15 protein-coding genes are annotated in these 14,209 nt (G+C 42.2%); 1 reads left to right on the forward strand and 14 read right to left on the reverse strand.

What is annotated here, in order from left to right; translation table 11 throughout:
- The 12 genes from rsfS to ECA01S_RS03075 all read right to left on the reverse strand — a co-directional run bounded on the left by rsfS (position 1) and on the right by ECA01S_RS03075 (position 10,639).
- Positions 1–339 carry a ribosome silencing factor gene (gene rsfS, locus ECA01S_RS03020; protein WP_174519959.1) on the reverse strand — a complete coding sequence of 113 codons (339 nt, stop codon included), beginning with the start codon at positions 337–339 and terminating at the stop codon, positions 1–3.
- 27 nt (positions 340–366) lie between these two features.
- Positions 367–945 (reverse strand): bis(5'-nucleosyl)-tetraphosphatase (symmetrical) YqeK, encoded by a 579-nt coding sequence (gene yqeK / locus ECA01S_RS03025; RefSeq protein ID WP_067390836.1) that lies wholly within the window; start codon positions 943–945, stop codon positions 367–369.
- The gene (locus ECA01S_RS03030; RefSeq protein WP_067390839.1) at positions 938–1,582 is read right to left on the reverse strand and encodes a nicotinate-nucleotide adenylyltransferase; all 645 of its coding nucleotides are present in this window, start codon (positions 1,580–1,582) and stop codon (positions 938–940) included. The genes yqeK and ECA01S_RS03030 overlap by 8 nt, the downstream gene beginning before the upstream one ends.
- Before the next feature lie 12 nt (positions 1,583–1,594).
- Positions 1,595–1,906 carry a ribosome assembly RNA-binding protein YhbY gene (yhbY, locus tag ECA01S_RS03035; RefSeq protein ID WP_067390842.1) on the reverse strand — a complete coding sequence of 104 codons (312 nt, stop codon included), beginning with the start codon at positions 1,904–1,906 and terminating at the stop codon, positions 1,595–1,597.
- A gap of 14 nt (positions 1,907–1,920) precedes the next feature.
- Positions 1,921–3,030, reverse strand: coding sequence for a ribosome biogenesis GTPase YqeH (yqeH, locus tag ECA01S_RS03040; RefSeq protein WP_067390846.1), 1,110 nt, complete (start codon positions 3,028–3,030; stop codon positions 1,921–1,923).
- On the reverse strand, positions 3,027–3,554 hold the full coding sequence (locus ECA01S_RS03045) for a YqeG family HAD IIIA-type phosphatase (protein WP_067390849.1): 528 nt from the start codon (positions 3,552–3,554) through the stop codon (positions 3,027–3,029). Before ECA01S_RS03045 ends, yqeH begins: the two co-directional genes overlap by 4 nt.
- Before the next feature lie 124 nt (positions 3,555–3,678).
- Positions 3,679–4,509, reverse strand: a complete 831-nt coding sequence (locus ECA01S_RS03050; RefSeq protein ID WP_067390852.1) for a dimethylarginine dimethylaminohydrolase family protein — start codon at positions 4,507–4,509, stop codon at positions 3,679–3,681.
- 91 nt (positions 4,510–4,600) lie between these two features.
- Positions 4,601–5,335 carry an amino acid ABC transporter ATP-binding protein gene (locus ECA01S_RS03055; protein ID WP_067390855.1) on the reverse strand — a complete coding sequence of 245 codons (735 nt, stop codon included), beginning with the start codon at positions 5,333–5,335 and terminating at the stop codon, positions 4,601–4,603.
- Between the two features lie 10 nt (positions 5,336–5,345).
- Positions 5,346–6,869 (reverse strand): ABC transporter substrate-binding protein/permease, encoded by a 1,524-nt coding sequence (locus ECA01S_RS03060; protein WP_067390858.1) that lies wholly within the window; start codon positions 6,867–6,869, stop codon positions 5,346–5,348.
- Between the two features lie 145 nt (positions 6,870–7,014).
- Entirely contained in the window at positions 7,015–8,478 is a 1,464-nt protein-coding gene (locus ECA01S_RS03065; protein WP_067390861.1) for an alpha-amylase, read from the reverse strand.
- 173 nt (positions 8,479–8,651) lie between these two features.
- Positions 8,652–9,779, reverse strand: coding sequence for an anhydro-N-acetylmuramic acid kinase AnmK (anmK, locus tag ECA01S_RS03070; RefSeq protein ID WP_067390864.1), 1,128 nt, complete (start codon positions 9,777–9,779; stop codon positions 8,652–8,654).
- Positions 9,776–10,639: an N-acetylglucosamine kinase gene (locus ECA01S_RS03075; RefSeq protein WP_067390866.1), complete on the reverse strand. Its 864-nt coding sequence runs from the start codon at positions 10,637–10,639 to the stop codon at positions 9,776–9,778. The genes anmK and ECA01S_RS03075 overlap by 4 nt, the downstream gene beginning before the upstream one ends.
- Before the next feature lie 100 nt (positions 10,640–10,739).
- Here ECA01S_RS03075 and ECA01S_RS03080 point away from each other — a divergent pair, with 100 nt between their 5' ends.
- Positions 10,740–11,591 carry a MurR/RpiR family transcriptional regulator gene (locus tag ECA01S_RS03080; RefSeq protein WP_067390870.1) on the forward strand — a complete coding sequence of 284 codons (852 nt, stop codon included), beginning with the start codon at positions 10,740–10,742 and terminating at the stop codon, positions 11,589–11,591.
- A 56-nt stretch (positions 11,592–11,647) separates the two neighbouring features.
- On the opposite strand, the gene ECA01S_RS03085 is transcribed toward ECA01S_RS03080, so the two are convergent.
- Both ECA01S_RS03085 and ECA01S_RS03090 read right to left on the reverse strand, forming a co-directional pair.
- Entirely contained in the window at positions 11,648–12,646 is a 999-nt protein-coding gene (locus ECA01S_RS03085) for a serine hydrolase domain-containing protein (protein WP_067390872.1), read from the reverse strand.
- Between the two features lies 1 nt (position 12,647).
- Positions 12,648–14,198 carry a glycoside hydrolase family 3 N-terminal domain-containing protein gene (locus ECA01S_RS03090; RefSeq protein WP_082703227.1) on the reverse strand — a complete coding sequence of 517 codons (1,551 nt, stop codon included), beginning with the start codon at positions 14,196–14,198 and terminating at the stop codon, positions 12,648–12,650.
- Positions 14,199–14,209 lie beyond the last annotated feature (11 nt).

Raw genomic sequence — 14,209 nt, forward strand, 5'->3', positions numbered from 1 at the left:
TTAGTCGACCCATTCTGTTAGGTTGACTAACGGTGCGTCTGACCATAATTTTTCTAAATTGTAGAATTGACGTTCTGATTCGCTGAAAACATGAACGATGACATCGCCCAAGTCAACTAAGATCCATTTGCCGCCGTCTTTTCCTTCAATACGTTTGATGGTGACTCCGGCGATTTCTTCTTGTTCCACGACTTCGTCCACAATGGCTTTGATTTGACGTTCGCTGCCCCCGTTACAGATGACAAAGTAATCGGCTAACAAGGAAATTTTGTGCACGTCAAGTGCCACGATATCTTCTGCTCGTTTGGAATCCGCTGCTTTCACGGCGATTTCTAAAATTTTCTGACTATCTATGATGTTTCCCTCCTATTTCTTAGCGACCCAGCGATTATAGGTTTCGAGGGTCTTTGGATAAACTAGTGTTTCCATCTCAATTAAATGGGCTAAGGTATGCTTCGTTTCAAAGGCCACCGCTTCATCTAAATCGACTAGCGCCACTGCTCGGGCATCTTCCACACCGGGAAAACGACGACCAGGTTCGATATAATCTGCCACATAGATGATTTTATCTAAGGTGGACATTTCTGCTGCGCCCGTAGTATGCAGGCGAATGGCCTGTAAGATTTCGGGATCAGTAATCCCTAATTCTTTTTCCACTAGATAAGCGCCCACTACACCATGCCAAATGGGATTGCCATATTCTAGCAGTTCTGGATCGAAACCGGCTTCCTTAATGATCATTATCATCTCATCATCCGGTCGTTCTTTGGCATAGTCGTGGGTTAAGGCGGCGATACTCGCTTTATCCTCAGAAGCGCCAAAACGGGCCGCCAAGGCGACAGCCGCTTCTTCTACTCCTAGGACATGTTGGAAACGCCGTTCACTCATGCGCATTTGGACAGCCTGCATTAAATTTTCCCGTGCTGCTTTTGTATACTCATTCATGCAGATACAACCCCTTTTCTTGAATATAAGCCAAAACTGGGTCCGGTAGCAAGTACCGTGGACTTTTGCCTTGCTGAATCTGCTGGCGGATACTGGTGGAGCTGATATCCATTTGCGGTACATCCACCCACATGATGGGGTAAGGTGTTTCCACGCCGTAATGCGGCCGGCGAATCCCTACAAACTGTACCAAGGTCACCAGCTCTTCAATATGCGACCATTTCGGTAAATATTCCACCATATCGCCGCCAATAATAAAGTAATAGTCCGTATCAGGATTATTTTGCTTTAAGGCCTTCATCGTTTCGTAGGTGTAGCTCTTACCGCCACGCTCCAATTCAATGGTTTCGATTCCCAAATGACGATTCCCGAAAATAGCTAGTTCAAGCATTTTCAAACGATGCTCGGCGTCAATGGTCTGCTTCTCATCCACATGGGGTGGCTCATAAGTCGGCATCAAGTGAACCTGATCTAACGACAACTGCTGGTAAACTTGTTCCGATGCCACTAGGTGGGCCTGGTGAACAGGGTTGAAGTTGCCCCCTAACAGCCCAATTTGTTTTCTACGTTGAAAGAGTGCCAGCTCCTCTTGAATCTCGATCTTCGGAGTCAACACCCGCGCCTGCATATGACTCATGAGGAACCCTCCTTACATATTTGCGACTTCGCGGGAGATCTTTTGGTATTTTTCTTTACTTGATGGTTTGTACAAGACTAAGACCCGACCAATAATCTGCACGATGTCACAGTGAACTTCTTTTTCTAAAATTTCAGCGACTTCTGGGGCGATTTCATCGGTATTTTGCAATAAGCTGATTTTAATCAGTTCACGTTTTTCTAGTGCTTCACCGATTTGAGTCAGCATGGCACTGTTGATACCGCCTTTGCCAATTTGAAAAATCGGTTGTAAATGATGGGCTTGGCTGCGCAAGAAGCGCTTTTGTTTCCCTCTTAATTCCATAATTGTCCTTCTTTCTATATCAAGGCTTTCCGCTTGATCACATCGACACCTTTAGGCGCCCAACCAGCCACAACGCCTGGTTTCGTTACAGTAATCCAGCCGAGACCCGCAAATACGATATCGGTTTTTTCTTTAATGGAGAATTCAAAGCGCACGAGTTTTGGAAAATCGGCGACTTCTTCTGGACGCGGTGGCTGTAAAAGTCCCCCCACGTGTTTTTCGTAAAACTGATCGGCATTGCTAAGCTTGGTGCGGTGCAATGCCAAGTCATTGCTGACATAAGCGATTAGTGAGCTGCGTTCCCCTTGGATAAAATCGAAGCGTGCTAAACCACCTAGGAACAAGGTTTGTTCCGGATTTAACTGGTAAACTTTTGGCTTGATCTCTTTATGAGGTGCAATAATCTTTAAATCTTTTTTGCCTAAATAGTGAGCCATTTGGTGACGGTGAATGATTCCCGGCGTGTCCACTAAAAAGTGACCATCTTCTAAAGGAATCTCAATTTTATCCAGCGTCGTTCCTGGAAATTGCGACGTTGTGATTAAGTCTTGGATTCCCGCCGTCTGCTTGATGATTTGGTTGATCAGCGTTGATTTTCCAACATTGGTCACTCCCACTACATAAACATCGCGACCTTCACGATATTTCTCAATCGCCTCCAAGAGTTCCGTCATTTCATGGGGTTTATGGGCACTGGTCAACATCACATCCACAGGCCGCAAGCCTTCTTCATGGGCGCGTTCCCGCATCCATTGGGTCAACCGCGGCTTTTTCAGTGATTTCGGTAAAATATCCACTTTGTTGCCCACTAATAATACTGGGTTGTCGCCGATAAAGCGATGTAAGCCAGGAATCAACGAACCGTTAAAGTCGAAAATATCCACCACATTCACGATTAAGGCATCTGTCTTGCCTAACTCGTTCAGCAAACGTAAAAAATCATCATCCGTTAAATGAACATCTTGAATCTCGTTATAGTGGCGTAAGCGGAAGCAGCGTTGGCAATAAACTTCGCCACTTTCCAGCCCTTTTTCCAATGCTGCTGGCGGCGTATAGCCTAATTCGTTGGGGCGTTCTGTCTGAACTTCCGCACCGCACCCAATACAATGAATTGTTTCTGTCATTTCAAGCCTTCCTTCCATTCCCAAGCACCTGTTTTCTTCTGCAGATGATTGACCACGTGGCGTTCCATAAAACGATTAATGCGCGTGTTCCAGCCGTCCGTCTCCACAACGGGCTTCACTAAAGCCGTGCGAATCCCGGCAGCGTTGGCACCACGGATATCCGTCATGATCTGATCGCCGACCATAATCATTTCGGAAGGTTGTAAGCCTAAAATCTTCTCTGCTTCCTTAAACCCCTTCGTTAAGGGCTTCATAGCGCGCGCAACATAGGACAATCCTAAATGCTTCACGACGCGCTCAATTCGGCTGGCTTTGTTATTGGATACCACCACTACCGGAATTTCTGCTTCCCGCATGGTTTTAATCCAATCCAACAGCTCTGGCGTACCATCAGGATTGTTCCAAGCAATCAAGGTATTATCCAAGTCAGTTAAAACGGCCTTGATGCCTAGTTCTCGTAATTGTTCTGGTGTGATTTGATAAATGGCTTCTACTAGCCAGGTTGGTTCAAATTTCGCGAACATGCGTAACTCCTCTCACGAATCTTTTTGAATAGAACAAAAGCCTACGCTGTTCTATGAGCAGACCTTTCGTGATATGTCTGCAACACTTCATTATAGCCTACCGCTTGTTTTTTTTCCAGTGCAACTACCAACGCTCTAATGGGAATGTCATGCAGTGAAGTCCGCCACCTGCTTTTAAAATTTCGCTAATCGCCACGGGAATCACTTCGACTCCGGCTTTCGTTAGAGCTTCATTCATTACCTGATTTTGAGCTAGCGACAAGACTCGGTTGTCCCCTAAGCTTTGGAGATTGTAGCCATGACGAAAAATCGTGGCCTCATCTTGACTAATAAGCGTGATTCCGCGCTCGGCTAACAAGTTGAGAAAATCTGGCGTAAAGGCTTCCCGATAGCCAACTGCAAGCTGTGGTGTAATTAAGTTGAAGCACATATCTAAATGTAAATAAGCTGCTGGTAATTTTACTGTTTCAACTTTGTAGCGATTGCCTACTAGCTGTTTCACCTGTTCAACGCCGGTTTCATCCGTCCGCGCAGCTTGGCCTAACAACAAAGTATCATCATCTAAAAAGAAGAAGTCGCCGCCTTCTACGACACCTTTCGTCACTTTGCCCACGATGGGAATCTCTAGCTGGCGAAATTTCTCAGCATAGGCGGCTTGTTCAGGATGGCGAATTTCTTCACGGAAGTTCCCTAATAGCACGCCGTCCGGCAGCATAAACCCGCAGTCACGGGCAAAAACAGCATTGGGAAAGGCCCCTGCTTGAAAAACCTCCACAGACACACCGTTTTCCCGGTATGCAGTAATAAGTGACTGATGTTCCGCGGCCACTTGTGCTTCGTCGATACCTTTTTCCGCCCAATAGCTAGAAATCACATCGATAGGTTCCACTTCCAAATATTCAGGCGTTGTTAGTAACACCCGTCGTAGTGTTGCTGTACTATTTTTGACAAACATCTCATCACCTCACTCCTATTGTAACAAAAGCTGAAAGCGCTGAAAAATAAAACAGGAATGCCCCTCGTAAAAAGGCGCATTCCTGTTATGTTTATAAAACTTTTGAAAGAAAATCGATGGTCCGCGGGTTTTGTGGTGCACTGAAAATTGCTTCCGGTGTATTTTCTTCTACGATGACGCCTCCGTCCATGAAGACCACGCGATCACCGACTTCTTTTGCAAAGCCCATTTCGTGGGTCACAATAACCATCGTCATTCCTTCATGAGCCAAGTCATTCATAACCCCCAGCACTTCCCCTACCATCTCAGGGTCCAATGCTGAAGTTGGTTCATCAAACAGCATCACATCAGGCTGCATCGCTAATGCCCGGGCAATGGCAATCCGTTGTTGCTGTCCACCCGATAACGACTGGGGATAAGCATTGGCTTTGTCCCCTAGACCAACCTTTTGCAACAACTCCAAGGCAATTTTTTCGGCAGCCTTTGGTTCTAGTTTTTTCACTTTGATTGGTGAAAGCGTAATATTCTCTAACACCGTCATATTAGGAAATAGATTGAACTGTTGGAACACCATGCCCATTTTTTCCCGCATGGTGAAGATGTCATTTTGTTTATCGGTAATATCGACACCTTCAAAAAGAATCTTGCCACTTGTAGGATTTTCCAATAAGTTCAAGCACCGCAAGAAGGTACTTTTACCAGAGCCAGAAGGCCCAATCACTACGATGACTTGTCCCTTTTTGATGTCGTAATCAATCCCTTTTAATACTTCATTTTTATCGAAAGATTTATGCAAATCTTGTACGCTGATCAATGTCTCTGCCATATCCATGCTCCTATCTTTGATAACCTTTGCCAAGTTTCCGTTCATACAGCCCCAACACACGGGAAGTCGTGAAGGTCAGAATGAAGTAAATTGCTGCTGCTACGTACAATGGTTCTAGCGGGATAAAGGTACTAGAAACCACAATTTGCGCGCTGTTCAGCAATTCGTAAATACCAATCGTGGAAAGCAAAGAACTATCCTTGATTACAGTGATAAATTCATTCCCTAACGCTGGTAAAATATTCCGTAACGCTTGCGGTAAAATCACGTAACGCATCGTTTGCATCGGACGCAAGCCCAGTGAATGAGCTGCTTCCGTTTGTCCTTTATTGACTGCGTTGATTCCGCCACGTACGATTTCAGCTACATAAGCACCGGAGTTCATGGAAAGGACGATAATCCCTGGCAATAGACGGGATAGATCAATGTCTAAGACACCAATTGTTTGGATTGGCGCACTGATAATATGCTGTAAGATACCAAAACCAATCAAAATTTGCACTAACATCGGCGTGCCCCGTAGGACTTCGATATAAACGTTGGCAATCCAGCGCAATGGTGACACGCTTGATAATTTCATTAAAGCAAACAAAATCCCTAATAGAGTACCGAAGAAAACAACGATCACTGAAATAATCAACGTGACTACCACACCAGATAAGAAATAAGGATAGTATTGCTTTAAGAAAGCAAAGGGTACTGATTGCGTTTCATCTTGATCTGCTAGTTTGACGGCTTTTGAAACAAATTCATCAATTTTATCGCCATCTACTAATTTTTTCAATGAAGCATCAACTTGCGTTTTCAACCCACCACTGTTTTTTGGTAAGGCAATAGCAAAGGCTTCGTCAGCATTGGATTGTAGTTTAGCATCAGAGAACATAATGTCTTTGTTTTGACTAATGTATGATTCGCCAATAGCTTCTTCTAAAACCAAGCCTTCGATTGAACCTTGTTTCAACTCATTAACCAAATTAGGAACTTTAGCCAAACTAATCAAGTGCGCGTCGGACAATTGTTCTTGCACCACGATTTCTTGGAGAGAACCTTTTTGAGCTCCGACTTTCAAGCCATTAAAGGCCGCAATATCAGTCAACTTATCTTTATTTTTCACATTGATTAATAGTCGTTGCGGTGGATTATAATAAGGCTCCGAAAAGTCAAAGGTTTCTTGACGTTCTGGCGTTGCCGAAATCCCCGAGATTGCCAAGTCCACTTGACCATTTTGTAAGGCTGCCAACACTGCATTGAAATCCATATCCATGACTTTCAATTTTACACCCAGATCATCTGCGATAGCTTGTGCGATATCAATATCCGCACCAACGATTTCATCCTTGCCATTGATGGTTTTGTGGAACTCAAAAGGCGCAAAATCGGCCGAAGTTCCGACTACTAATTCACCTTTTTCTTGAATAGCTTGCAAATAATCGCTAGTTGGTTGGCTAGAACTATCGCTGCCCTCCGCACTAGACCAGCCGCCTAAACAAACTAGACTGACTGCTAATAAACACATTGTGATAATCTTTTTCATTTATTCTCCCCACTCTCGTTTCAGTAGAGTTATCTTACCACAAGAATTTTGAAATTTCATCCATTTTTTCGATTTTTTTGTATTTAAATTCATTTTATTCGCTTTTTTATGCATAATTGATGCTTTATGCAAAATTTTTCAGAAATTATTCATTCCATTTACGTGCCACTTCTTCATTAACGTAAATCGATACCTGTCCATCATTTACTGGGAAGTTGCCTTTTCCATTTTCATCTAAAATGACTTTTTCCTGATTGTTCCCTAAAATATCCACAAAGGTCTTACCACCATGGACGGCACTAATGGTCATTTCCTTCCAACCACCTAAGTGATTGGTCATAACCACCGCGTAGCCCGACAAATCATGATCAAAGTCCCCGGTCCGAACCCAACCAATCACATCAGGGTCGTCAAAATAGTCCACTTCGCTGCCATAAGCCAAGTTTTCTCGCAATTTCAACAAAACATCTAAATCTTCCCCAACTGGCTCAACACCCTGCGACGGACTACCATAGAGATCACTCCAAAAGACCGTTGGCGTCCCCGCGTCTCTTAATAAAATCAACGCATAGGCATGGACCTTGAACCAGCCTTCGATCCAAGACTCTAAGCTTTGGCCTTTTTGGGTATCATGATTATCGACAAAGGTTACCGCCCAATCCGGGCGCGCCTCAACTAACGTTCCCGCAAAAACTTGACTCATATCAAACGAGCCATTGCTGTTAGAGGCTTGGAACAAATTAAAATGCAGCGGCACATCAAACAGACTGATCAAGTTCCCTGAACTGTCGAGATAGTTGGTGAGCTTATCTAGTTCATCAGACCAATACTCCCCCACCACAAAAAGTTCTTCCTCTTTTTCTTCTCGACGATGCAAGAGCCAATCCACAAAGTAATCAAATTGAATATGCTTGACGGCATCTAAGCGGTAGCCATCAACATCCGTTTCTGCTTGATACCATTTGCCCCATTGATCTAGTTGCGCGACCGTTTCGCTATTTTCCATATCTAAGTTGCAGCCCATCAGATAGTCATAGTTTCCATTCTCATCGTCTACCTCAGGATCCCAACCTTTATCAGCAAAGTTAAAAATCGCATGGTCTTTTTTACGAGCATCATAATCCACACCAGAAAAGTTATGCCAAGTCCATTGGTAGTCATTATATTGCCCTTTACGCCCAGGGAAGGTAAATTTAGTCCAAGCTAAAATCTCTTCCTCGCCACTAATCGCTTCATTGCGATTATCATAGCTGTATTTCACCGCTGATACGCGTTCTTCCTCATCGGCTCCCATGAAATGGTCAAAAACAATATCTGCATATACCGCAATTCCGGCAGCCTTCAACGTCTTGATAGCCTGCAAATATTCTTCTTTGGTCCCGTATTTGGTGGACACCGTCCCTTTTTGGTCAAATTCGCCTAAATCATACAAATCGTAGGTGCCGTAGCCAACATCATCTTTCCCCTGGGCTCCTTTATAAGCCGGCGGCAACCACACGGCATTGATACCGCGCCCTTTAAGTTCAGGCGCCAAGTCCGCCAGTCGTTGCCAATGTTTCCCATCAGCTTCCAAATACCATTCGAAAGCCTGTAAAATCGTTTTATTCATTTCAACAACTCCCTTCTATATACTATTAAGCCAAGAAAGGGGGATTTTTGTCAAAAAGAAACCTATTTTTTATACTAAAAAAGCGCTGACCTATCACCGACCATTTACCTAATTGCAGCTTGCAAGGTTGCTTTCTAGGTAATAGCCGTATGAGTTAATCAGCACTTTCAAAATTAATATAACGTGATTTTTCCTAGTATAACGGAGCTATTTGCTCCAGTAGCATTGGGCACATTATTTGCATGAGCTTCCAAAGTATATTTACCTAAAATAGCCATCGCGACAGCTTCTTTAGCGTCTGAAGAGATCCCTAAGTCTTCTTGCGTTATCACACTAATAGACGCTGGTAGTTCCTCTCTTAACATTTTAAGTAGCGTAGGGTTATAGGCCCCACCACCGCCAACGATCAATTCAGTTTGTTCGTTTACAAGTTGTTTTACATGATATGCAATTGATTTAGCCGTAAATAAGGTGGCAGAAGCAATAAAATCGACTGGCGACATGGACCATTCTTGTAGAATCTGCTCAACAAAATGTTGCCCAAACATTTCTCTACCTGTAGTTTTGGGGAAAGGTTGTTTAAAGTAAGGCATATTCATATACTTTTCTACAAAAACTCGATTAGGCACCCCTCGCTCGCCATAGCTTCCATCTTTATCATATGCTTGATTGAAAAAGTGCTTTGTCAGAGCGTCAATGACCATATTGCCAGGCCCAGTATCAAAAGCAATAACATCTTCCAACTGGGCATCCTTTTTTATAAAGGTCAAATTACCGATTCCGCCAATGTTTTGTAAAATCCGATTTTTTTCGTGCGTACGATAAAGCAGAATTTCTGAAAAGGGTACGATTGGCGCGCCCTGACCACCAGCTGCCATATCCGCTTCACGGAAATTAGAAACGACTGTCGTCTGTAGTCGTTGCGCTATGATAGCAGATTCACCTACTTGAAAAGTATTAGATGTATACATGTCTTGTTTTTCAGGTTGGTGATATAACGTTTGACCGTGACTAGCAATAAACGACAACTCTTCACAGGAAATACTAGCCTCCGCACATAATTGTAAGCAACACTGGCTATATAATTCTCCTAATGCAAAGTTCAAATAGGATATCTCTTGAAGCGTAACCTGAGCGTCATTGATTACTTTCTTTAAAAGAGATAACAGCTCAGCTGAATAATCATAAGTTTGAAATTTCAATAATTCCACAGACAAACTATCCTCTTTACTATAAATATCTACCAATGCTACATCAACCCCGTCTAACGAGGTCCCACTCATTAAACCAATTGCTTTCATCGCTGCTCCTTCCAGTAGTACCAGCCACCTAATGTTATGGGTGTTTCAGAAACTATTAGGGTCGTTTTAGGAATTGCCAAATGTTCTCTCAGCGCTGCCCTTACCTTTTCATTTTTCTCCAGCACAGACCCAGTCAACGCAACGACAATTGGCTCATTATGATTTACGCACAAAAAATCAATCAATTGAGCTAAATGTTTCCCTGCTTGCTGCTGCAATTTCAAGGCTGTCTCAGTTTGTGAACCTGCAACAAAGACTGCCGCATTTGCAACCTCCTCCTTATTCAAGTGATAAAACTGACGAACTGCTTCCGTTGGAGTTGAAAAGCCTAACCATTTTATAAAAGCTGAAGTAAACGGCGTGATCATTCGCCGATCAATATCTTCTACGACCTGCTTATAGGCTTGCTTTCCAAGCCAATAGCCACTGCCCTCGTCACCAAGAATGTGCCCCCAGCCGCCTGCACGAAAAAATTGACCTTTATATTTCAAATATCCCACCGAACCTGTGCCAGAAATCAGAAGCGCGCCATCCTCGCCTTTTAGCTTTGCATACAACGCTAGCTTAGCGTCATTCATTAAAAACAAAGGGATGCCAAAACGACTCCACTTTTGCTGTAACTCCTCCTCATAGCCAGAAGTATCCAGACCAGCAATCCCCAGGATAATTGCTTGACATTCGCCATTGAGCTGGGTAAGCAGCTTCGCTAAGCTTTCAGTAATGGTATCCAGTGCGCCGCTCTTATCCGCAACTACATTACCTGGTCCCGAAATAATTTCGTTTATCAAATCTCCCGTATTCGTATAGGCTGAGAACACAGATTTTGTTCCACCACAATCTCCACAAATAATAAAGTTCATCTTTCCAACCCTCTTTCTAGTTTCTTTACTTTTTTACAGCGCACAAGTACTTTAGTACTTCTCTTATATGTTATAATTTTTCTGAAAGGAAGGTGCTACTATGAGCGTTCTTTCTCGGATTCAAAGTATCCAAACTGAACTGTCCAGTGCCGAAAAAAAAATTTTTGACTTTATAAAAGAAAATCCCGAACAAATTGCCACAATGACCGCTGAGCAAATTGCAAATGCTAGCTCGGTTAGTGCGCCGACCGTTGTTCGTTTTGCAAAAAAAATTGGCTTTAATAGTCTTACGGAATTTAAGATTAGGCTGTCTACCGATTTACAGCAAAACTTCAATCCAGATGGTTATGCAGACGTTGCACTTAATGAAAGTATAGCGAGCTTGAAAAATAAATTGAGTCAAAATGCTCAGTTAACCATTCACGAAACCGCCAAACTGCTAGATGAACGACTATTGTTAAAGGCAGCCGAACATTTAGAGCGTGCCAGCAGAATAATCGTTGCTGGAAGTGGTGCCTCCCATTTGGTGGCAGAAGATATTTCGCAAAAATGGGGCCGTATTGGAACAAATATTACGGTGGAGAATGACTATAACTCGTTAGTTCCACAGCTGACAAATGCCTCTAAAAAAACCGTTCTTTGGCTTGTTTCTAATTCTGGAACTACGCCAGAAATTATTGGCTATGCTAAAACAGCCAAACAACTAGGTATCCCCTTAATTACACTAACAAGATTTGGTCCTAATCCATTAAGTAAATTAGCAACTGTTCCACTACAAGTATCCAATCCAAAAGAATCTTCAAACCGTAGTGCAGCAACTGATTCAATTATCGCCCAATTTCTAGCGGTTGATATTCTGTTCTATCTTTTTATTAGTCGCAACCCAAGCAATGCAGACCATATCCGCCGTTCCAGCGAAGCCATAGACTTATTTAGAAAAGATTATTTATAAGCTATTATCAGTAAAAAGAGGTATGTAGAATTCCATTCGACTTCTACATACCTCTTTTATGCAATTGGCTCCCTCAATGAATACTGATTTTCAAGTTCCAGAAACTCACGTAAATAGCGATGTAATTCTTTACGATATGAGATAAAACGTTGATCTGTTCCGCACAATACCCGATTAGTCAAAAATACGATCCCAATATGCGCGTTCTTATCAAGCATTATACTAGTACCTGTATAACCTGTATGACCAATTGTATTTGTTGAGAAGCCTTCAAAAAAGGATTGTTTTCCTCCACTTAAGACCCAGCCAAGACCTCTTCGATCCCCCAATGTTTCAGTCTGAAGTTCCATTGCTTTTAAATAGAAAGAAGCTGAACTAGAATCCCAAAACTGTAAATAGCGAGCAAGATCACGTGCCGTGCCAAATAGTCCCGCATGACCAGTGTTTCTATTAAAAAAACGTGCATTTCCGTCATCGACTGCGCCTATAACTCTGGTAGGGATACCATCGTCAGAGCTAAAATTAGTATTTCCCATTCCCAGTTTAAGAAATACTCTATGTGCACTTTCAGCAAGTATTTCTTTGTTCATACGCTCAATAATCAGTCCCAACAAGATATAGCCTGTATCACTGTAAACCACTTGTTTATCAGGTTCAGATTGCGTAGTTTGCTGCAATAATGCTTTCAGAGGATTTTGTTCTTTTTGCTCATAAAACCTAATGTGTGCAGGTAAACCCGCCGAATGTCTTAGAAGGGAATAGACAGAAAGTTTTCCATAAGGATGTCCTTCAAATTCTGTTAGATAATCTTGAACGATACCATCTAAAGAAATACTATTCTCTTCTAGTAAATCTAAAATTAACGGTAACGTAGCCACTACTTTTGTTAATGAAGCTAAGTCAAACCGCGTATTTATGGTTGGCGTCCTGTTATCAGCATCTTTTCCAATAGATTCGACAAGAAGGGGCCCTTGTTTGTTAAAGACAACAAGTACTCCACAAGAAAAAATGGACTGTTGTACCCCCTCTTCTAAATAACGAGCAATATCGTCCATTTTATTTGCTCTCGACTCCTTTATAAAGACCAGCAACTGCTACTCTGACTGCTTCTTCTGTAAACTCAAAAGGTGTAATATACGCAAATAAATCAGAAACCCATTTAGCATCATATGGATTTCTTAAAGCGATAAGCGCAATTTCACTTATTTTTTCATGTAAAGCTTGATAAATCAGAGCTTGCTTATCTTTATCAGAACGGATATTATATGTTGTCATCAATAGGTGATCGTATGAAGAAGAGATATCGCCAATCTTTTTTATAGTAGTTTCAACGGTATCTTCATTAGAAACAGTATAAATTCGAAAGTTATCACTATACTCGCTTATTACTTTTTCCAAAGGAACTGCTAAATGATTAGGATCTTCTACTTTTGAAAAAATGGTATTTTCAAAAGTAATAACGAGCAAGGATTCATCCTTTTTCCACGTTATCGAAGGCATTTGTGAAAACATCTCACTCTTTTGGTAAATCTCTCTTGCTAACTTTTCATGGTTGTTTACCATCGCTAAAAAATTATCAGAATCAAAAGTTTCCTGATTTGTCCAACGTCCATATTTCTGATAAAAAGCTAATACCCTTTTATCCGACTCCTTAAGGATTGTAAGAAATGCAGAATCTTCAGTAGCTTTTTTGATAGCCCGTTTAATTGTACTAGCCTGCTTCTCAAAGGTATGTGAGATCATTGCTATATCGATTCCATTTTCTAAAGCCTTCACACCTGCGTTTTCAGTACCAATTGTTTCTGCTATCGCATTCATTTCAAGGCAATCAGTTACAATAACACCCTGATAATCAAGCTCCTTTCGCAGAATATTTACAACTTTATTAGACAGGCTGGCAGGTAGCCGCTCTGCTTCGATTTTTGGAAAATAGACATGTGCCAACATTATTGATGCAGCACCAACCTTTATACCAGATTTAAAAGGAATAAATTCATTCTGACGAAGATGTGTTAGGTCATGTTCAATTATCGGTAGCGAAAGATGTGAATCCACCGTAGTATCACCATGACCTGGAAAATGTTTCAATGTTGCAGCTATCTCTCGTTGAATCCCTTCAACGGCATTGGCTACAAAATTTGCAGCAATCTTAGGATTATCGCCAAAAGAACGAACGCCGATAACGGGATTATCGGGATTATTGTTCACATCAGCAACTGGGGCTAAATTCCAAGTTATACCAAGTTTAGAAAGCTCTTCCGCAGACGCACGGTAACTTTCCTCCGCATATAGAGGATTTTGCGTACTTCCCAGCGACATGGCGCCCGGCAAGAGACTCATACCGTTGACTAGTCGACGAATCACGCCATTTTCTTGGTCAACAGAAATCAAAATAGGATGAACGTATCCCGCTTCCTCTGCCAATTGCTGCAATTCCTGAATAAGCTGAAATACTTGTTTAGGAGATTCAATATTCCGGCTAAATAGAATAATTGAACCTACATAATACGTTTGAATCATTTCCCTAATTGAATCATTTACCTCTAAGCCGTCAAAGCCAACAACAAAGTGACGACCGACTAATTTTCTAATAGCTGTTGTATCCATCAATTCACCTT

The sequence above is a fragment of the Enterococcus canis NBRC 100695 genome, assembly GCF_001544375.1.
Classification (GTDB): Bacteria; Bacillota; Bacilli; order Lactobacillales; family Enterococcaceae; genus Enterococcus_H; species Enterococcus_H canis.

Coding starts and splice junctions, on each gene's coding strand:
- ECA01S_RS03080 (WP_067390870.1), top strand. CDS start 10,740: ATGAGCGTTCTTTCTCGGATTCAAAGTATCCAAACTGAACTGTCCAGT.
- ECA01S_RS03065 (WP_067390861.1), bottom strand. CDS start 8,478: ATGAATAAAACGATTTTACAGGCTTTCGAATGGTATTTGGAAGCTGAT.
- ECA01S_RS03090 (WP_082703227.1), bottom strand. CDS start 14,198: ATGGATACAACAGCTATTAGAAAATTAGTCGGTCGTCACTTTGTTGTT.
- yqeK (WP_067390836.1), bottom strand. CDS start 945: ATGAATGAGTATACAAAAGCAGCACGGGAAAATTTAATGCAGGCTGTC.
- ECA01S_RS03030 (WP_067390839.1), bottom strand. CDS start 1,582: ATGAGTCATATGCAGGCGCGGGTGTTGACTCCGAAGATCGAGATTCAA.
- ECA01S_RS03060 (WP_067390858.1), bottom strand. CDS start 6,869: ATGAAAAAGATTATCACAATGTGTTTATTAGCAGTCAGTCTAGTTTGT.
- ECA01S_RS03085 (WP_067390872.1), bottom strand. CDS start 12,646: ATGGACGATATTGCTCGTTATTTAGAAGAGGGGGTACAACAGTCCATT.
- anmK (WP_067390864.1), bottom strand. CDS start 9,779: ATGAAAGCAATTGGTTTAATGAGTGGGACCTCGTTAGACGGGGTTGAT.
- ECA01S_RS03055 (WP_067390855.1), bottom strand. CDS start 5,335: ATGGCAGAGACATTGATCAGCGTACAAGATTTGCATAAATCTTTCGAT.
- yqeH (WP_067390846.1), bottom strand. CDS start 3,030: ATGACAGAAACAATTCATTGTATTGGGTGCGGTGCGGAAGTTCAGACA.
- ECA01S_RS03075 (WP_067390866.1), bottom strand. CDS start 10,639: ATGAACTTTATTATTTGTGGAGATTGTGGTGGAACAAAATCTGTGTTC.
- ECA01S_RS03045 (WP_067390849.1), bottom strand. CDS start 3,554: ATGTTCGCGAAATTTGAACCAACCTGGCTAGTAGAAGCCATTTATCAA.
- ECA01S_RS03050 (WP_067390852.1), bottom strand. CDS start 4,509: ATGTTTGTCAAAAATAGTACAGCAACACTACGACGGGTGTTACTAACA.
- yhbY (WP_067390842.1), bottom strand. CDS start 1,906: ATGGAATTAAGAGGGAAACAAAAGCGCTTCTTGCGCAGCCAAGCCCAT.